Below are 18,206 nucleotides of genomic sequence, written 5' to 3'. Positions count from 1 at the left end.
AGACATGCAACCGCGTTTCAACTTCGCCAAAGCCGCTCCGGATGCCTACAAAGCCGTCGTCGCGCTCGAACAATATGTCCAGTCTTCCGGGCTGGAGCGCCGCTTCATCCATTTGATCAAGCTGCGCGCCTCGCAGATCAACGGCTGCGCCTACTGCGTCGATATGCATGTGAAGGAAGCCCGCCATGACGGGCTCAGCGAACAATGGATCAACCTGATGTGCGTCTGGCGGGAATCGCCGGTCTATGACGCGCGCGAAAGGGCCCTGCTCGGCTGGGTCGACGCGGTGACCAATATCGCCAAGACAGGCGCGCCGGACGCAGATTACGAGGCGCTGAAGGCGCATTTCTCCGAGAAGGAGATGACCGAGATCACGGTGGCGATTGGTGCGATCAACATCTGGAACCGGCTTGCTGTCGGCTTCCGCTCGCAGCATCCGATCGATCAGGTGACGAAGGCCGCGTAATCGATATTGACGGAACCGACCCGAAGATTTCGGGTCGGTCGAATATCAGGTCAATCGTGATCCGCAGCGGCCCGGGCGGCAACGGCTTCAGAGCCATTGTCCGAGAGGTCGATGCTGTTGAATATGTCGCGGACGACCTTGGTAATTTCCTCTGCGGAAGCGCCCTTGGCGTATTCTTCCTGCATGCGGCGTCTTACGAGTTTTTCCAAATCTGACATGGTTCACCTCATCAAATCCGGCGCGACAGGAGTGTCGCGCCGGGGCTGATCTGAGGCAAGTTACGATTTGTTTAGAGTGGGTTACCGATTTGTAAGGTTTGAGTTTGGCCGGCGCGCCAAGAAAAAAGTCCCCTCCCCAACCCCTCCCCACAAGGGGGAGGGGCTTACCGTGCGGCCTTCGCAACATTCATCCTCCATCGAAGAGTGTGTAGACGGCTCGTTGGTTTGCAAGACGATGCCCCAGCTTAGCCCCTCCCCCTTGTGGGGAGGGGTTGGGGAGGGGACTTTTCTTGGGGATGAGGCAGCCACCCCTACAACGCAATATAGCGGTCGGCGCGGTGATTGATGGCGACGAAGAGATTGAGGACGATGGCGCCGAGGACTGAATAGAAGACGACGGGCGGCGTGGTGACGAAAAAGGCGGCGGCGAGGACGCACATGTCGATGGCGAGCTGGACGAGGCCGGCGCGGATGCCGAAACGTTCCTGCAGATAGATGCCGAGAATGCCGACGCCGCCGAGGCTGGCGCGGTGGCGATAGAGCGCCAGCAGCCCGAAGCCGAGCAGCAGGCCGCCGAGGAGTGCGGCCCAGGCCGGGTGGATGCTCGAAATCGAAAAGAAGCGTGACTGCACGTCTGATAGCACCGAGGTCAGGCCGATGGCGATGAAGGTCTTGAGGGTGAACACCATGCCGAGGCGCTTCCAGGAGAGATAGAAGAACGGCAGGTTGAGCAGGAAGAAGGCGATGCCGAAATTGACGCCGAAGGAATAGTGCAGGAGGAAGGCGACGCCGGCGGTGCTGCCGGTGAGAAGGCCGGCACTGGCGAGCACATAAAGGCCGAGGGCGGCGATTAGGCTGCCGGAGAAGATACCCTGCACATCTTCAATCGGCGTATGACGCGTCGCGCTGCTGTTCCAGACGCCAAGGGCATTGATTCGCTGTGTCATATCCCAGTCTCCACGGCAGACGAGTTCGCGAACGCCTCGGAGGAACTCCTGACGGCGGTGACGTTTTTCCAGTGTGAAATGAACCGGCGGGCCCGGCCTGTATCGCCGCGCTCTTGGCGGATATCACTGCAATATCAGCCTTCTGCCATTGCGATCAAGCGATATAGGTAAGCCATGCTGACCTATTAAAAAATAGCAAGAAATATTCGCTCACGCGGCCTTGCGCGTAAGGAACAGAATGCCGGAAACCGGTTTTCCGCCATCTTTGCGAATGACCGTCCTGACGATCTTGAGGATTTCGAAGCCGTGGCGGGAAAGCAGCTGCCTCACATAGGCTTCCGAATGGGCATAACGCAGCGACGGGGCGAGATGGAAGCCGTCGCCGTCGCCCGCATCCTCGACGGAAAAGGCGAAGTCCGCACCGACGGCGGCAAGTTCGCCGACGATCGCAAAGACGCTCTCGAGGTTGCCGAGATACATCAGCACGTCGGCGGCGGTCACGAGGTCGGCCCGCCGGCGCCCGGCATCATCGAACAGGCCGGAGCGATCGGACGCAAGCGACAGATCGGCCTGAGCGAGGTGATCATAGACCTGTTTCTCCGCGGCCTTGGCCAGCATGTTCTGCGATAGGTCGAAGCCTTCGAGGCGGTCGGCGCAAGCGCCGATCTCGGGGCCGAGCAGGCCGGTGCCGCAGCCGAGATCGACGGCGCATGCGTAATGCCTGCCGGTGGAGGCGACGAGGGAGGCAAGCTTCTGCGGCACGCTGTAATCGAGTTTTTCGACGAGCGACGTTTCGAAACGGTCGGCATAATCGTCGAACAGGCGCTCGACATAGCGGCTCGGCGGCCGGTCGGGGATGGCAGCGTCGCCGAGAAGGGCAAGCTTGAGGGTGGCGCCGAATATATCCTCGGGATCGAGGGCGAGCGTCCGGCGATAGGCCTCGATCGCGGCTTCCCCCCTGCCCGCTTCTTCGCGATAGGTGGCGAGGCGATACCAGCCGGCGGCCCAGGCGGGCACGAGCTCCAGCGCCTGCTCCATCAGCTCGGCCGCTGCCTCCGCCTCGCCGCCTTCTTCGAGCATCCTGGCATAATCGGCGCGGCGGTCGGCGATGACATCGCCTGAGGAAAGCTGGTGGGACTGCATGACGGACCTATCGTTTCGCTGGCATTTGGCGGCGGCCACAAAAAAACTCAAGTCCTATTTCAGAGGCGAAGCGGCCAATTCCGGAAAGGGCTTGCAGGCGGCGCACCGCGACCTTATTCCATGGGCAAACAGGAGATGGCGCATGTCCGATCAGGTGAACAGGTTCCTCGGCGATTCGCTCGGCCGCACATTGATTAAACTCATCGTGGTGTCGCTGATCGTCGGATTCGTCATGACCGTGTTCGGCCTGACGCCGTGGAACATCATCTATGGGTTCCGCGACTTCATCCTGGACCTATGGCACCGGGGCTTTGCCGCGCTCGGGCGCGTCGGCGACTATCTCCTGCTCGGGGCGACGATCGTCATCCCGCTCTTCCTCATCCTTCGCGTTTTCAGCTATCGCCGGTAACATGACATCGATCGATCTTTCCAGGCGCAGCCTGCTCACTCTCTCCGGACTTGCACTCGCCGCCGGCATCGCCGGCTGCACCACGACCCCGCGAATTGCCGGCACGCCCTCGAACGGCGAGGACGAGACGGCGAGCGTGCTGCCGCTCGTCAACCAGTTGAGGGCGAAGAACGGCCTGCCGCCGCTTGAGGTCGATCCGGCGGCGCAGACGGCCGCCCTTTTCCAGGCCAAGCGCATGGCGAGCGCCGGCAAGATGGCGCACCTCATGGGCATGACCGACAGTTTCGGGACCCGCGTCAAGGCGAGCGGCGTGCGGCTGCCAGCGGCCGAAAACATTGCTTCCGGCCAGCAGAGCGTCGACGCCGTGGTGACGGCCTGGATCAATTCGCCGCATCATCTGGAAAACATGCTCGGGCGTTATGACGGCCTCGGCGTCGCCGTCGCCCATAATACGTCTTCCAGGAACCTGCCTTACTGGGCCATGGTGCTTTCCAGCCGAGGCGATTCCGCCTCGACATGAGGCAGGTCATGGATACGCACAGCAACGACGCCTTCGCTTTCGACGTGACGCATCGGCTGGTGCTGTCGATCGCCGTTCCGATGACGCTCGGCTTCATGACGACGCCGCTGCTCGGGCTGACGAGCACCGCCGTCGTCGGTCATATGGGCGATGCGGAAGCGCTGGCGGGGCTGGCGATCGGCGCCATGCTCTTCGATCTGATCCTCGGCAGTTTCAACTTCCTGCGCGCCTCGACGACGGGGCTGACGGCGCAGGCTTATGGCCGGCGCGACCGGCACGAACAGCAGGCCGTCTTCTGGCGGGCGCTGATTTCAGCCCTCGGCTGCGGCCTGGCACTCCTCTGTCTTTCGCCGCTGCTCGAGACGGCGGGATTGCGGCTGATGGGCGCGGAAGGGGCGATCGCCGAGGCGACCGGCACCTATTTCGCGATCCGCATGCTGGCGGCACCGGCGGCGCTGGCGAATTACGCCATCCTCGGCTTCGTGCTCGGGCGCGGACAGGGCAGTGTCGGACTGCTGCTGCAGGCGCTGATCAACGGTATCAACATCCTGCTTTCCATCTATCTCGGCCTATCGCTCGGCTGGGGCGTGGCGGGGGTCGCCTGGGCAACCATGGCCGGTGAAACGATCGGGGCGATCGTCGGACTTTTCATCGTGCTTAGCGGCTTTGCCAAGGCGAAGCGGCCGGCGTGGCCGGAGATCTTTTCGCGGCACCGGCTGGCGGAGCTTTTCGCCCTCAACCGCGACATCCTGATCCGCACCTTCGTGCTGATCGGCGCCTTTACGATCATGACGCGGATCGGCACCGGCTTCGGGGCGGTGACACTGGCCGCCAATGCCGTGCTGATGAATTTCTTCCTGCTGTCAGGCTATTATCTCGACGGGCTTGCCAATGCCGCCGAGCAGATTACCGGCCGGGCGATCGGTGCGCGTTATCGGCCGGCCTTCGACCGCGGGCTGAAGCTGACAACCATCTGGTCGTTCGGATTGGCGGCGTTCGCTTCCGCCTTCTTCTTCCTCGCCGGACCCTGGCTGATCTCGGTGCTGACCACCTCGCCCGAGGTGCGCCAAGCCGCCGAAACCTATCTGCCCTGGGCTGCCATCACCGGCCTGACGGGGGCGCTTGCCTTCCTGATGGACGGAGTCTTCATCGGCGCGACATGGTCTGTCGACATGCGCAACCGCATGCTGATATCCTTTGCCGGCTACCTCGCCATGCTCGCCGTCTTCGTGCCGCTCTTCGGCAATCACGGCCTATGGCTCGGCATGAACGCCTTCCTGCTGTTCCGCGGTTTCTTCCTGGCCATGCTGGTCAAGCCGCGCGCCGATCAGACTTTTCGCGCTGCCCAGTAATCGAGCCTGCTGTCGCGCAGTTCGCGGATCGAGCCGACCTTTTCGCGGTCCATGAGCTTGGAGAGGCCGCGGACGATATCGCCGGGCAGGCCAGGACCTTCATAGACCATGCAGGAATAGAGCTGGACGAGGTCGGCGCCCGCCCTGATTTTTTCCAGCGCGGTTTCGGCCGAGGAGACGCCGCCGACGCCGATGATCGGCAGATCGGGGCCGACGCGCTTGCGCATCCGGGCAAGCACCGCCGTCGATTTTTCGAACAGCGGCACGCCGGAAAGGCCGCCCGCCTCCTTCGCCTGTCGCTGGTCCTTGAGACCGTCGCGCGACAGCGTGGTGTTGGAGACGATCAGCCCATCCAGCGCATGCGCGAGCACTTCCGCCGCGATATCGTCCATGCCTTCCTCGGTCAGGTCAGGGGCGATCTTCAGAAAGACGGGGATCTCCCGGCCGGATTTCTCCGCCATCTCGTCTCGCGCCGCAAGCACGGCCGACAGCAGCGCCGCGAGGCTTTCGCGCGCCTGCAGGTCGCGCAGGCCAGGCGTGTTCGGCGAGGAGATGTTGGCGGTGAAATAACGCGCCACGGAATAAAAACGTCGGATGCCGGCGACGTAATCGGCGATGCGGTCGTCGCTATCCTTGTTGGCGCCGATATTGACGCCGACGATGCCGGTGCCCGTCAATGCCGCGAGCCGCCCGAAGGCGGCCTCATGGCCTTCATTGTTGAAACCGAGGCGGTTGATGACGCCTTCATCCTCGACCAGGCGGAAGATGCGCGGGCGCGGATTGCCGGCCTGCGGCTTCGGCGTCACGGTGCCGATCTCGGTAAAACCGAAGCCGAGCTTCAGGAGCGCTTCGGGCACCTCGGAATTCTTGTCGTAGCCGGCCGCCATGCCGAGCGGGTTTTCGAAGGTGAGGCCGGCGACGGTCTGGCGAAGGCGCGGATCGGCAGTGATCCGGCAGGCAGGCACGAGGCCGGATTTCAGCGCGGCGATCGACATGCCGTGCGCCGTTTCCGGATCGAACAGGAAGAGACCCTTGCGGGCGACGCGCTTGAAGGGATCGATCATGGCTGCAGCTCCGGGAAGATATGAACGCCGTTCTCATCGAGCGGCAGCTGCGCCTCCCAGAGCACGGCCGCAAGCGGCAGATCGGCGTAGAGATGCGGGAAGAGATCGCCGCCGCGGGAGGGTTCGAAGAGGAGCTTGTCACCGAAGCCGCTGGCATCGACGGCGACCAGCACGAGGCCGGGCTGGCCGGCGAAATGCAGGGCCGCGGTCTGCTTCACCTGGTCAACCGTCGAGAAATGGATGAAGCCGTCCTTGAGATCGATGCTGGCGCCATGAAAAACACCGCTTTGTCTGGCTTGCTGCCAGAGCGTTTCCGTCACGATCTTGTAAAGCGTCGGTGTCACGGTCATCATGGCCTCGCGATTGCTGATCCTTGGGTCATGAGCGCTTTGCCGGAAAGAGGCGGCGATGTCCACGCCCCGGCACTCAAAAAGCGGGGCCAGCCCAGGCAAAATCCGGAGGATGAGACGATGAAGATTTTGGTTCTCGCACTTGGCGCTGTTCTCCTGCCGCTTGGCGCCGCGGCGGCCGAGACCGATACGAGCCGATTCCAACTGGAGAAGAGCGGCGACCATTTCGTCCGGCTGGACCGCCAGACCGGCGCCATGTCGATCTGCCAGGACAAGGACGGCGCCCTCGTCTGCCGTATGGCGGCCGATGAGCGGGCGGCCTATGAGGACGAGCTCGACCGGCTTTCAGAGCGGGTGACCAAGCTGGAACAGGCAGGCCTCATCCAGCGGGCGCTGCCGAGCGACGCCGAGATCGACCGCTCGATCAGCATCATGGAGCGGATGATGAAGAGTTTCATGGGGATGGTGAAGGAGTTCCAGGCTGACGAAAAAGCCAATCCCCTTCCGCAGAAGACATGATCTGATATAGTCATTTCAGAAAGCATGCATGCAACGCCGAGGGGACGGCGCGCGTGCGGCATGATCGGACTCTTGGGAGGGAGTTTTCGATGCAGGAACAGACCATCATCATCGCGGACGATCATCCGCTGTTTCGCGATGCGCTGCGCCAGGCGGTGATCGGCATGGAAGGCCGGCAGACCATCGTCGAGGCCGGTGATTTCGCCGCCGCCCGCGCGGCTGCGGGCGCAAATCCGGATGCTGACCTGATACTGCTCGACCTCGCCATGCCCGGCGTCAGCGGTTTTTCCGGCCTGATGGCGCTGCGCGCAGAATTCGCCAGCCTGCCGATCATCATGGTTTCGGCGAGCGACGACGCCACGACAATCCGCCGGGCGCTGGAGCTCGGCGCTTCCGGCTTTATTTCCAAATCCTCGGGCATCGAAGACATCCGCCGCAACATCCAGACGGTGCTTGCCGGCGATATCGCCACGCCGGAAAGCTATCGCGACGGCCAGGAGCAGGATCCCGATGTCGCCGATCTGATCCACCGCCTGCACACGCTGACACCGCAGCAGAGCCGGGTGCTGACCATGCTTGCCGAAGGCCTGTTGAACAAGCAGATCGCCTATGAACTCGGCGTCTCCGAAGCGACGATCAAGGCGCATGTCTCGGCAATCCTGCTGAAGCTCGATGTCGACAGCCGCACGCAGGCGGTCATCCAGCTCGGCAAGATCAACATGGCGATGGTGGCCTGAGGGCCGCCGAAACCGCCGATGGCAGGATTTTATTCCTCCTTTACCTTTACGGGCGCCGCACGGTCGGTTACTATTCCGTCCGGCTACAACATCGGCCCGAAAATCGGAATCGATTTTCGGGCCGATGTGTAGATTTAAAGAGTTAGAGCGCCCTTTGTGCGGACGCATGGCGCTCTGGAGCGGTTCAGCTTTTCACGGAAGCGCAGAGCCGCTCTAACCTTTTGTATTTACGCAATTCCCGGCGAAAGCGCTTCGCGCTTTGCCTGGGAAAACCGCTTGGCGCTTTTCCTGGAATTGCTCTAAAGCGCGGCCTGAGACAGGCTGCACGGAATCGGGCGCATATGCTGTCACACAAGCAGATCTGGGAGGCGATCGACAGGCTTGCCGAACGGCACGAGCTGACGCCATCCGGTCTTGCGCGCCGCGCCGGACTCGACCCCACCTCGTTCAACAAGTCGAAACGGCTTTCCGCCGATGGGCGGCTGCGCTGGCCGTCGACGGAATCGATCGCCAAGGTGCTTGACGCGACAGGGGCGAGCATGGAGCAGTTTCTCGCCTTCATGCAACCGGCCGCCAGTTCCGCCGGAGAGCGGATCGGCGAGCGTGCCGCCCCCCCGCCGGGCAGCGCCATTCCTCTGCTCGGCTTCGCCCAGGCCGGCGCCGGCGGCTTCTTCGACGATAGCGGCTTTCCGGCCGGTCATGGCTGGGACGTCGTGGAGTTTCCGGCCAACCCGTCGCAGCGATCCGGCGTCTATGCGCTGGAGGTGCAGGGCGAAAGCATGATGCCGCTTTATCGCGACGGCGACGTGCTGATCGTTGAGCCCGGGGCGCAGGTGCGCCGCAACGACCGCGTCGTCGTGCGCACAGGCGCGGGCGAAGTGATGGCCAAGGTGCTGCTGCGCCAGAGCCCGCGCTCGATCGAGCTGATGTCGCTCAATCCCGAACATCCCAACCGCACGCTCGATCTTGCCGATGTCGATTGGATCGCCCGCATCATCTGGGCCAGCCAGTAGGAAGATATTCCATGCGCCCTGCCGCCGTCTTTACAGGTATTACGGGGATGGCGGTGGTGGTCGGCCTGCTGATGGCAGGCGAAGCGAGACTTCGCGGCGGCACCGCAGGGGAAGAAACCGGAGCCGCAGAGGAACGTCGGCCGCGGCGCCGAATGTTGCCTCCAGGGCCGCCGAACCGGCAGCGACAATATCCGACGAACGTGCCGAAATGATCGCCCGCTCGGTGGAACCGGCGGCCCCGCCGCCTGCGGCGGCGCCTGATGGCACGGCGCCTAAACCCGCCACTATCCCGCAAGCGGCGCCGTCATCCAGCCAAACTGCAGGTCCTGCCGAGAAAAAGGCGATGGAGCTATCGCGGCCGCTGGTCGAGAACGCCGGCAGTCTTTCCTTCGGCGAGCGCAGGCTCCAGCTTGCCGGCATCGTCCCCACGCCGGCCGACAGGATATGCGGGCCGGCAGGCCGGCAATGGCCCTGCGGCATGATGGCGAAGACGGCGCTGCGCCAGCTCTTGCGCAACCGCAGCCTCACCTGTGATCTCGATACGGCGGAATGGAAGGGAACGGCGATCGCCGCCTGCCGGCTCGGCACGCAGGATCTCGGCGCGTGGCTTGCCGAAAGCGGCTGGGCGGAAGCAGAGGCGGGTTCGCCGCTTGCAGCCGTCGCCGAGAAGGCGAAACAGGCGCAGAAAGGCATTTACGGCGGCGATCCGCGCCGCAAGTGACAGGCCGTCCGCCGGGGCGAGATGCTGCCGATCTCTTGTAATGGCGGCCGCCAGTTCCTAATCTGGGCTGATCAAAAAGGAATCAGAGATGAATAAGCCGCTTTCCGCCCATGATGCGCTGATCTACGTGATGGTGATGGCGTCGGCCGTCGATAGCACCATGAACGATAAGGAGATGGAAAGGATCGGTCAGCTGATCGGCTTCCTGCCGGTTTTCAGGGATTTTGATGACGACAAACTGATTCCGATCGCGCGCGACTGCGCCGCGCTGCTGGCCGGGCCTGAGGGCCTCGACGTCGTTCTCGAAACCGTACGCGATACCCTGCCGGCAAAACTCTACGACACGGCCTATGCGCTTGCGGTCGAGGTGGCCTCGGCCGATCTCTCGGTCAAGGCGGAGGAACTGCGGCTGCTCAGCCTGCTGCGCGACCGCCTCAGCCTCGACAAGCTCACCTGCGCAGCGATCGAACGCAGCGCGATTGCCCGCTTCCGCAAGGGATAGGTGTGGAGGCTCAATAAAGCCCGTAGGGAAAATAGCGCAGATAGATTTCCTGAAGACGGCCGTTGCGCGACAGCGTCGCAAGCGCATGGTCGATGGCCGAGGTCAGCACACTGTCCTTCTGCCGCAGCATAATCGTCATGCCCTCGCCGAGGAATTGTTCCGATAGGTAGGGGCCGTCGAACAGCGCGCAGCATTTATCGGAGGCCGGCGAAGAGACCCAGAAAGAAAGCTGCAGCGCATCGGCGAAGGCAGCATCGACCTTTCGCTCCTTCAGCGCCGCGAGCAGGGCGTCCTTCGTGTCGAAAGCCTGCGCTTTCAGCGCCGGAAAAAAGGCGGCCAGCATCGCCTCGTGCACCGTGCCTTTGACGACGCCGACCGGACTGTTCGAGAGCGCTGCGGCGGTCTTTCCATCGAGCGGAGCACCAAGATTGCGCACGAAGCGCGCCGGCAGCATCAGATATGGCCGGGAGAAGAGAAATTGCCGGCGTAGCTCCGGGGTCACCGCAAGGCCTGCGATGACGGCATCACCCTGCGAGGCGGCGAGCGCATCCTTGAGATCGGCGAAAGGGATCGCCTGGATCTGGCACTTGTCCGAAATCTCCAGCTCGCTGCAGATTTCGCGGGCGAGATCGACGTTGAAACCGGAAAGCTTGCCGTTCTGATCGGTGAAATTAAACGGCGGGAAATCGACCGACGTCAGAAAGCGCAGGCGGACCAGCGAGGAGAGATCCGGTCTGGCGAGACGCTCGCGGGCATCGAAGAGCAACGGCAGCGAGGGCGCAGCTTGCTGGGCGAATGCCGCAAAGCTCGAAAGCAGCGCCGCCAGAAACAGGCCGGCCGCTAAAAAAGCCCTAGGAATCGGGGATGCCTGCCGGGATTCAATCATGATGATCCAGTGTCGGGGTTGGGATCGCCGAGATGTAACAGAGTCACGCCCGGCGGGGAATATCCAAGGAGTGAAGTAGCGGATGAGGCTCACGAACTCATCGGCTGCGGCATCGTCCCACGCCCCTGATCCTGAGGCGCACAGGCCAAAGGCGGAGCCTCGAAGACACGCTCCAGCGTCGCTCCTTGCATCGCTCCACAGCAGCGCACCCGCCTCGTCCTTCGAGGCCCCTGCGGGGCGCCTCAGGATGAGGCTCTCTAGAGCGATGGCGCGAACCTTCACGGGCACCTGCTCCGAGGACGATATCCTGAAGGCTGGGTTGCGGCATTCTCCTGCTCCCTTTGCCCGGGCATCCTCCAACGCTCCTCATTGGCCGCGGCATCCTCCCACGTCCCTCATCCTGAGGCGCGTAGGCCAAAGGCCGGAGCCTCGAAGGACACGCTCCAGCGTCGCTTCTTGCATCCCCCGATCGCTGAGCTCTCTTGGGGGTTGGCGCAAACCTCCTGCTCTCCTCAAATTAAGGGCGGGACTGCGCCTGCGCGTTAGCGCGGAATTAAAGAATATCGCCTCTATTTGTCGCGACGATACGGACCCCCGCCAGCCGAATGCATGATGCATGCGTCAACTCCCTTTCCGGCGCCGCGACAATCAGGCAGCGCTCTTTACAAATCCAATTTCCAAACACCGGACGCCCGGCGCGGCCGGCCAGATCGGGTGACATTTCCCATGTTGAAGCATCTGAAAATCCGCACCAAAATCATATCGGTCGTGGCGCTGCTTGGGCTGATCACGATGGCCGGGCTGGTCTATGTCATCTCCGACTTCCGCCAGGCGGACGCCGCCTATAGCGCCTTTATCGATCATGAGGCGCAGGCCTCGATGCTGAGCGCGCGCGCCAGCGCATCGGTGGTGGCCTCGGTGCTGCAGGTCACCCTGCTGGCCGACATGAAACCCGATACGCCGGCCTTCCAGACGGCTCTTGCCACACCGAGCAAGCTGCCGCAGGCCCGCGACCGGATGAAACAGGCCCTCGCACTGGTTCCGAGCCGCAAAGCGGCAATCGACGAAATCCAGGCCGGCATCGATGAAATCGAAGCTTTGGCCAACAAGATCATCGAGCAGAGCAAGGCCAAGGACAGCGCCGGCGCGCTCGCGAATGTCGCGCTGATCAATGCCAAGCTCGACGCGCTGACGCCGAAGATGATCGCCAACAACGATGCGATGATGGCATTGCTCAACGACGGCGGCGACGGGCTTTCCGCGTCCGTCAACGGCCAGATCACCTTCTGTTTCGTCCTGATCGGCATCGCTGTTCTCACCGGGATCGGCTTCGCCGTCGCCGTGGCGCAGAAAGGAATTGCCGGCCCGATGACGAAGCTCAGCCTGCGCATGACGCGGCTTGCCGAGGGCGACACCAATAGCGATATCAGCGGTCTCGATCGCCGCGACGAAGTCGGCCAGATGGCAAAGGCGGTTTCGATCTTCCGCGACAATGCGATCGAGCGTCGCCAGATCGAGGCACGCGCCGAGGCAGACCGCAGCGTCAGCGACGGCGAGCGCCGCGAACGCGACGCGCAGAAAGCCCGCGAGGCAGCCGAGCTCGAACGCGCCGTCGCAGCCCTTGGCGATGGCCTGCGCCGCCTTGCCGCCGGCGATCTCGCTTCGCATATCGACCAGCCCTTCGTCGCCCATCTCGATGCGCTGCGCCAGGATTTCAACCACTCGATCGAGAAGCTTAACGAGACCATGCAGGCGGTCGGGGCCAATGCCCGGGCGATCGGCGCCGGCGCCAACGAGATCCGTTCCTCCGCCGACGAGCTTTCCCGGCGAACGGAACAGCAGTCGGCCTCGGTCGAAGAAACCGCAGCGGCGCTGGAAGAAATCACCACGACGGTGCGCGACGCCGCCAAGCGCGCCGAGGAGGCGAGCCAGCTCGTCACCCGCACGCGTCTCGGCGCCGAAAGATCCGGCGAGATCGTCCGCAAGGCCGTCTCCGCCATGCACGAGATCGAAATATCCTCGGGCGAAATTTCCAACATCATCGGCGTCATCGACGACATCGCCTTTCAGACCAACCTGCTGGCCTTGAATGCCGGCGTCGAAGCCGCGCGCGCCGGCGAAGCCGGCAAAGGTTTTGCCGTCGTCGCCCAGGAAGTGCGCGAGCTCGCCCAGCGCTCGGCCAATGCCGCCAAGGAGATCAAGTCGCTGATCACCAATTCCGGCATGCACGTGCAGACCGGCGTCACGCTGGTCGGCGAGACCGGCAAGGCGCTCGACGTGATCGTCACCGAGGTGCAGGAAATCAACCAGCACGTCCACGCGATCGCCGAAGCCTCCCGCGAACAGTCGATCGGGCTGCAGGAGATCAACACCGCCGTCAACACCATGGATCAGGGGACGCAGCAGAATGCGGCGATGGTCGAGCAATCGACGGCCGCCAGCCACAGCCTCGCCACCGAAGCGTCGGCGCTGAACACCCTGCTCGGCCAGTTCCGGCTGACCGGCACCGGCGCCTTTGCCGCAGCAGCACCGGTCGCTTCGGCCCGGCCGACGGCCGCAGCACCACGCGCCGCTGCGCGCCCTCTCGCGAAGGCGCCGATCCGCGTCGCCAGGGAAGGCACCGCCCGCCCGGCCGCCTCGCCGGCGCGCGCGCTCGGCCAGACACTCGCCAACGCCTTCGGCGCAGGCAGCAGCACACCGAAAAGCCAAGAGGGTGACTGGACGGAATTCTGAGGCGATTGAGACAAGCATACTCCGCCTCAGCATTCGCCGCCTGCCCCGCATCCGCCTGCCGACACCTTCTCCCCGCACGCGGGGCGAAGGGGTTATGCCGCAACCTCTCGGTTCCCCACTAGCCTCTCGTTTGGCACGTCCCCTCGCCCCGTTTACGGGGAGAGGGCTAGGGTAAGGGCTAGGGTGAGGGGCAGCTATCGGCGCAAACCGGAAGCTGCTTTTTCTCCCTGCAGGCGCTGCTGCCCACTCTAACCCGGCCGCCAACCAACCTCGACGAGGATATTTCCAGGCGCCGTGCAATAAAACAACCAGCCGCCGCGCATGGCAACCGGCGGACCGGAGAGCACCGCGCCCGCCGCAACAAGCCCGGCATGAACAGCATCGACCTCCTCCCTTTCGGGCAGAATAAAACCAAGATGATAGGTCTGACGCTGCAGTTCGACCTGGTCGGCGGTGCCGAACTTGGCGATCGCGTGGCTGAGGACGATTTCGAGGCCGGCATCGTCGGCCAGGATCGCCAGGCCGTTCTGGCCGCGCATATCCTTCAGTGTCAGGCCGAAATGGCGGATGAAAAAATCCGCTGTCGCAGCGATATCGGGTACGTGAAAATCGATATGGTTCAGGCGCATAACAGTCTCCGTTTGAAAAAATCCCGGGACTGCCTTTTGCCGTCTCCGCACGCCGCCGGGATCCCGCATCTTGATGCGGACCACGTCGCGGGTTCTCGTGCCATGGGCCACGGAGCAGAGCTTCTTGTGAGCGCTGGTGACGCTCGACGGAAGGGATCGGGCTTACCTCAACCGATCCTGCCTTTTTCGACACTCCGATCTAACAGACGGCGCCGGTTTCGGCAATGCATTGATTTCCTGCGTTCCGGGCAGCGCCTCTCGAACGCGTGAAGCGGAGGCGCCGTTTCATCTGGTGCGTCTGTTGCGATCGGGAGTAAGATCGCGACGTTCGGCGTATCGGAAGGGATGGATATGAAACCGGCAATCATCGGCCTCATCGGCCTCATCGGCACTCTCGTCCTTACGGGATGCAACACCGTCAGCTACAGCGGGCCGGGCCTCGAACCCATCCCGGGCAGCATCACCTATAACGGCCAGCCGCGCAGCAAGCTCACCAAATCGCCGCCCGGCTCCTCCTTCCCGCATGATTTCACCGACCAGTATGGCCGGGAGGTAGAGGAAACCTACATCATTCAACCGGACCGAAGCCTAATCATCGCGCATCGGCAATATAAGCCGATCCGATTTTTCGGGGATTAGAAGGGCATTGCCAGAAGGGTGAATGGAGCGGGTGAAGGGAATCGAACCCTCGTATTCAGCTTGGGAAGCTGCTGCTCTACCATTGAGCTACACCCGCGATGCGCTGAGATTTCCAACAGATGGGGGCTGCTGTCAAGTCGCCGCCCGTCAGGCCGGCGTCAGATGCGGAAATGTTTGGAAAGCTTGAGGCCCTGGGCCTGGTAATTGGAGCCGAGGCCGGAGCCGTACAGGCTGGCGGGTTTTTCCTGCATGTGCTCGTAGACCAGGCGGCCGACGATCTGGCCGTCTTCGAGGATGAAGGGCACTTCGTGGCTGCGCACCTCGAGCACGGCGCGGCTGCCGCGCCCGCCTGCCGGCGCATGGCCGAAGCCCGGATCGAAGAAGCCGGCATAGTGGACGCGGAATTCGCCGACCAGCGGATCGAAGGGGGTCATCTCGGCGGCATAATCCGGCGGCACATGCACGGCCTCACGCGAGACGAGGATATAGAATTCGTCGGGATCGAGGATCAGCTCGTTGCGGCCGCGGCTATAGAGCGGTTCCCAGAAATCGAAAATATCGTGCTGATCCTTCTCGTCGACATCGACGACGGCGGTGTGGTGTTTGCCGCGATAGCCGATCAGGCCGTCCTTGTCGCCGGTGAGGTCGATCGACAGCGCGATGCCGCCGCCCGAGACGTTCGGCTGCTTGCTGGCGACCAGCGTCTCGCTTTCATGCAGCTTCAAAAGTTCCGGCTCGCCGAGCACGGACTGGCCGACGCGGAAGCGGATCTGCGACAGGCGCGAGCCGCGGCGCACGACGATCGGGAAGGTGCGCGGGCTGATTTCGAGATAGAGCGGGCCGGAATAACCTGTCGGGATCTTGTCGAATTCCTGGGCGTAGTCGGTGATGACGCGGGTGAAGATATCGAGCCTGCCGGTCGAGCTCTTTGGATTGGCCGAGGCCGACATCTCGGCCGGCAGCGCCAGGCTCTCCATCAGCGGCACGATGTAGACGCAGCCGGTTTCGAGCACCGCGCCCTGGGACAGATCGATCACATGCAGGCTCAGCCGATCGAGCTTGTCCGACACCAGATGCGAGGGCCCCGGCATGAAGGAGGCGCGCACACGAAAAGCCTTGCTTCCTAAGCGCAGGTCAAGGCTTGCCGGCTGGATCTGATCGCGGTCGAGCTCCCGCTCGGAGTTCAGACGCCCCGTTTCGAACAGCGCCGCAATCGCGCGGTCGGCCAGAATTCCAGTTTCGCGAGCCATCATGCCCCATCCATCATTTTGCCGCCGACAAAACCAAACTCGGGGAATTGACGCAAGCAGCTAACAGCAGTATTGCAGAATTATCCCGTGGTGATTTGGCCGGTCGGCTTGCAGCCACGTTAAACAAGTGGCTAAAAAGACCGGGTTGAAACCGGTCTGCTTTTGCGGCCGGTTTTTTTGTTATGTGAAGGTGATGGCATGAGCAAGACCTGGCGCCCGGCAACCCAACTCGTCCATGGCGGCACGCTGCGTTCGCAATATGGCGAAACGTCGGAGGCAATCTATCTCACCCAGGGTTTCGTCTATGACACGTCGGAAGCGGCCGAAGCCCGCTTCAAGGGCGAAACGGACGGCTTCATCTATGCCCGCTACGGCAGCCCCACCAATGACATGTTCGAAAAGCGCATGTGCGCGTTGGAAGGCGCCGAAGATGCCCGCGCCACCGCCTCCGGCATGGCGGCCGTCGCCGCCGCCGTTCTCTGCCAGGTCAAGGCAGGCGACCATATCGTCGCCGCCCGCGCCCTGTTCGGCTCCTGCCGCTGGGTCGTGGAAACGCTGGCGCCGAAATACGGCGTCGAGTGCACGCTGGTCGACGGCCGGGATCTCGCCAACTGGGAAAAAGCGATCCGCCCCAACACCAAGGTGTTCTTCCTGGAAAGCCCGACCAACCCGACGCTCGAGGTGATCGATATTGCAGGCGTCGCCAGGCTCGCCAACCAGGTCGGCGCCAAGCTGATCGTCGACAACGTTTTTGCGACGCCGCTCTTCCAGAAGCCGCTCGAACTCGGCGCTCATATCGTCGTCTATTCCGCCACCAAGCACATCGACGGCCAGGGCCGCTGCCTCGGCGGCGTGGTGCTCGCCGACAAGGCATGGATCGACGAGAACCTGCACGACTATTTCCGTCATACCGGCCCGGCCATGTCGCCGTTCAATGCCTGGACGCTGTTGAAGGGCATCGAGACACTGCCGCTGCGCGTGCGCCAGCAGACCGAGAATGCGGCGAAGATCGCCGATTTCCTGGCCGAGCAAGGCAAGGTCGCCAAGGTGATCTATCCCGGCCGCAAGGATCACCCGCAGGCCGAGATCATCGCCAAGCAGATGACCGGCGGCTCGACGCTCGTCTGCTTCGAGCTGAAGGGCGGCAAGGAGGCGGCCTTTGCACTGCAGAATGCGCTTGAGATCATCAAGATCTCCAACAATCTCGGCGACAGCAAAAGCCTGATTACCCATCCGGCAACGACGACGCACAAGAACCTGACGGAAGAGGCACGTGCCGAACTCGGCATTTCTCCGGGCACGGTGCGGCTTTCGGCCGGCATCGAGGATACCGAAGACCTGATCGAGGATTTCGCGAAGGCGCTCGCCAAGGTATCGGCCTGATCGACTGGAATAGCGGCCGAACCCATTCGCGGTTCGGCCACTGTCGGCCGGGGAACAAGTTCGCCGGCACTGGCGTTCCGAAGTAAAATTAACGCTGACAGTTAGGCTTAACGATCGAAAACCATTCGATCATCACCATTTGACCGCCGATCAACGTTCCGTTTCTTGACGGACAGGGCCTCTTTATAAGATACGGGTAACATATCTTGACTATGGTGCAAGGCATGTATCGCGCCCTCACAAGAGATATCGAAGTCGTGGTCGAACCGTTCTATCTGGAGGAGCAATCCGATCCGGAAGACGATCGCTATGTCTGGGGTTACCGGATCGTCATCAGCAACAATTCCGGCGTCGCCGTTCGCCTCGTCAACCGCTACTGGAACATCACCGATCAGAACGGACAGGTGGACGAAGTGACCGGCCCCGGCGTCGTAGGCGAACAGCCGCGGCTCAGCCCCGGTGACACCTACGAATATTCCTCCGGCTGCCCGCTCGACACGCCCTCAGGCCTGATGTTCGGCCATTATCAGATGGAAACGGATGAAGGCGAGCTGTTCGACGTCGACATCCCAGCCTTCTCGCTTGACTCGCCGGGGCTGTTGCGCGTGCTGAATTAGAGCGTGCTGCAATTTTCCGGAATCGGGGATTCGCAAATCAGCGGAAATGTGATTCCCTATGCATGCCGGGAAAGGATGGCCGGCATGGATGACGCGACCCTATTCCGC

General features: G+C 62.8%; 20 protein-coding genes, 1 tRNA gene, 1 pseudogene and 1 riboswitch. Of the genes and pseudogenes, 13 read left to right on the top strand and 9 right to left on the bottom strand.

Translation table 11 applies throughout. The features are described from left to right. Positions 1-4 precede the first annotated feature (4 nt). Positions 5-466, top strand: coding sequence for a carboxymuconolactone decarboxylase family protein (locus QWJ46_RS18760; protein ID WP_184459338.1), 462 nt, complete (start codon positions 5-7; stop codon positions 464-466). Positions 467-516: 50 nt separating this feature from the next. Here QWJ46_RS18760 and QWJ46_RS18755 read toward each other — a convergent pair whose 3' ends face one another. The 3 genes from QWJ46_RS18755 to QWJ46_RS18745 form a co-directional block, all read right to left on the bottom strand. Next, positions 517-684: a hypothetical protein gene (locus QWJ46_RS18755; protein ID WP_184459404.1), complete on the bottom strand. Its 168-nt coding sequence runs from the start codon at positions 682-684 to the stop codon at positions 517-519. A 311-nt stretch (positions 685-995) separates the two neighbouring features. Then, complete coding sequence (locus QWJ46_RS18750) at positions 996-1,631, bottom strand: YitT family protein (RefSeq protein WP_184459339.1); 636 nt, start codon at positions 1,629-1,631, stop codon at positions 996-998. A 210-nt stretch (positions 1,632-1,841) separates the two neighbouring features. After that, positions 1,842-2,774, bottom strand: a complete 933-nt coding sequence (locus QWJ46_RS18745) for a methyltransferase (RefSeq protein ID WP_302752761.1) — start codon at positions 2,772-2,774, stop codon at positions 1,842-1,844. Positions 2,775-2,916: 142 nt separating this feature from the next. Here QWJ46_RS18745 and QWJ46_RS18740 point away from each other — a divergent pair, with 142 nt between their 5' ends. The 3 genes from QWJ46_RS18740 to QWJ46_RS18730 are packed head-to-tail and all read left to right on the top strand — an operon-like array spanning position 2,917 to position 5,055. Further along, positions 2,917-3,183: a DUF6460 domain-containing protein gene (locus tag QWJ46_RS18740; RefSeq protein WP_184459341.1), complete on the top strand. Its 267-nt coding sequence runs from the start codon at positions 2,917-2,919 to the stop codon at positions 3,181-3,183. 1 nt (position 3,184) lies between these two features. After that, complete coding sequence (locus QWJ46_RS18735) at positions 3,185-3,703, top strand: CAP domain-containing protein (protein ID WP_302752760.1); 519 nt, start codon at positions 3,185-3,187, stop codon at positions 3,701-3,703. Between the two features lie 8 nt (positions 3,704-3,711). Further along, a complete protein-coding gene (locus QWJ46_RS18730; protein ID WP_302752758.1) occupies positions 3,712-5,055 on the top strand; it encodes an MATE family efflux transporter in 1,344 nt (447 codons plus the stop codon). Here QWJ46_RS18730 and QWJ46_RS18725 read toward each other — a convergent pair. Together QWJ46_RS18725 and QWJ46_RS18720 are read right to left on the bottom strand one after the other, a co-directional pair. Next, positions 5,031-6,119, bottom strand: a complete 1,089-nt coding sequence (locus tag QWJ46_RS18725) for a quinone-dependent dihydroorotate dehydrogenase (protein WP_302752757.1) — start codon at positions 6,117-6,119, stop codon at positions 5,031-5,033. The two genes, QWJ46_RS18730 and QWJ46_RS18725, sit on opposite strands and share 25 nt — an antisense overlap. After that, positions 6,116-6,469 carry a DUF952 domain-containing protein gene (locus QWJ46_RS18720; RefSeq protein WP_302753064.1) on the bottom strand — a complete coding sequence of 118 codons (354 nt, stop codon included), beginning with the start codon at positions 6,467-6,469 and terminating at the stop codon, positions 6,116-6,118. Before QWJ46_RS18720 ends, QWJ46_RS18725 begins: the two co-directional genes overlap by 4 nt. Positions 6,470-6,589: 120 nt before the next feature. Between QWJ46_RS18720 and QWJ46_RS18715 the strand changes: the two genes are divergently transcribed. The 5 genes and pseudogenes from QWJ46_RS18715 to QWJ46_RS18695 all read left to right on the top strand — a co-directional run bounded on the left by QWJ46_RS18715 (position 6,590) and on the right by QWJ46_RS18695 (position 9,961). Continuing rightward, positions 6,590-6,988 (top strand): hypothetical protein, encoded by a 399-nt coding sequence (locus QWJ46_RS18715; RefSeq protein WP_184459345.1) that lies wholly within the window; start codon positions 6,590-6,592, stop codon positions 6,986-6,988. An 89-nt stretch (positions 6,989-7,077) separates the two neighbouring features. After that, the gene (locus QWJ46_RS18710) at positions 7,078-7,725 is read left to right on the top strand and encodes a response regulator transcription factor (protein WP_302752754.1); all 648 of its coding nucleotides are present in this window, start codon (positions 7,078-7,080) and stop codon (positions 7,723-7,725) included. Between the two features lie 341 nt (positions 7,726-8,066). Next, positions 8,067-8,738 (top strand): helix-turn-helix transcriptional regulator, encoded by a 672-nt coding sequence (locus QWJ46_RS18705; RefSeq protein ID WP_302752753.1) that lies wholly within the window; start codon positions 8,067-8,069, stop codon positions 8,736-8,738. Between the two features lie 11 nt (positions 8,739-8,749). Continuing rightward, positions 8,750-9,459 (top strand): annotated as a pseudogene (locus QWJ46_RS18700) (thermonuclease family protein). Between the two features lie 88 nt (positions 9,460-9,547). Continuing rightward, positions 9,548-9,961: a tellurite resistance TerB family protein gene (locus QWJ46_RS18695; RefSeq protein ID WP_064800572.1), complete on the top strand. Its 414-nt coding sequence runs from the start codon at positions 9,548-9,550 to the stop codon at positions 9,959-9,961. Positions 9,962-9,971: 10 nt separating this feature from the next. Here the strand turns inward: QWJ46_RS18695 and QWJ46_RS18690 are convergent, their stop codons facing one another. Next, positions 9,972-10,847 carry a transporter substrate-binding domain-containing protein gene (locus QWJ46_RS18690; RefSeq protein WP_302752751.1) on the bottom strand — a complete coding sequence of 292 codons (876 nt, stop codon included), beginning with the start codon at positions 10,845-10,847 and terminating at the stop codon, positions 9,972-9,974. A 726-nt stretch (positions 10,848-11,573) separates the two neighbouring features. On the opposite strand from QWJ46_RS18690, the gene QWJ46_RS18685 reads away from it, so the two are divergent. Continuing rightward, a complete protein-coding gene (locus QWJ46_RS18685; RefSeq protein WP_302752750.1) occupies positions 11,574-13,580 on the top strand; it encodes a methyl-accepting chemotaxis protein in 2,007 nt (668 codons plus the stop codon). Positions 13,581-13,828: 248 nt separating this feature from the next. Here the strand turns inward: QWJ46_RS18685 and QWJ46_RS18680 are convergent, their stop codons facing one another. Beyond that, positions 13,829-14,209 carry a VOC family protein gene (locus QWJ46_RS18680; protein WP_302752748.1) on the bottom strand — a complete coding sequence of 127 codons (381 nt, stop codon included), beginning with the start codon at positions 14,207-14,209 and terminating at the stop codon, positions 13,829-13,831. Between the two features lie 351 nt (positions 14,210-14,560). On the opposite strand from QWJ46_RS18680, the gene QWJ46_RS18675 reads away from it, so the two are divergent. Next, complete coding sequence (locus QWJ46_RS18675; protein WP_302752746.1) at positions 14,561-14,848, top strand: hypothetical protein; 288 nt, start codon at positions 14,561-14,563, stop codon at positions 14,846-14,848. Positions 14,849-14,871: 23 nt separating this feature from the next. Here QWJ46_RS18675 and QWJ46_RS18670 read toward each other — a convergent pair. Both QWJ46_RS18670 and QWJ46_RS18665 read right to left on the bottom strand, forming a co-directional pair. Then, positions 14,872-14,945 (bottom strand) — tRNA-Gly (locus QWJ46_RS18670). A 61-nt stretch (positions 14,946-15,006) separates the two neighbouring features. Further along, a complete protein-coding gene (locus tag QWJ46_RS18665) occupies positions 15,007-16,101 on the bottom strand; it encodes a 2'-deoxycytidine 5'-triphosphate deaminase (RefSeq protein WP_184459360.1) in 1,095 nt (364 codons plus the stop codon). Between the two features lie 74 nt (positions 16,102-16,175). Continuing rightward, positions 16,176-16,254: riboswitch (SAM riboswitch) on the top strand. Positions 16,255-16,296: 42 nt separating this feature from the next. Between QWJ46_RS18665 and QWJ46_RS18660 the strand changes: the two genes are divergently transcribed. Both QWJ46_RS18660 and apaG read left to right on the top strand, forming a co-directional pair. Next, positions 16,297-17,481: an O-succinylhomoserine sulfhydrylase gene (locus QWJ46_RS18660; protein WP_302752745.1), complete on the top strand. Its 1,185-nt coding sequence runs from the start codon at positions 16,297-16,299 to the stop codon at positions 17,479-17,481. Between the two features lie 224 nt (positions 17,482-17,705). Beyond that, on the top strand, positions 17,706-18,098 hold the full coding sequence (gene apaG / locus QWJ46_RS18655; protein WP_011423893.1) for a Co2+/Mg2+ efflux protein ApaG: 393 nt from the start codon (positions 17,706-17,708) through the stop codon (positions 18,096-18,098). The last annotated feature ends 108 nt before the right edge of the window (positions 18,099-18,206 follow it).

Source organism: Rhizobium sp. CBN3, assembly GCF_030518245.1.
Taxonomy (GTDB): domain Bacteria; phylum Pseudomonadota; class Alphaproteobacteria; order Rhizobiales; family Rhizobiaceae; genus Rhizobium; species Rhizobium aethiopicum_A.
Note: the sequence above shows the minus strand (reverse complement) of the source record. Positions and strands in the feature narration are given on the sequence as shown.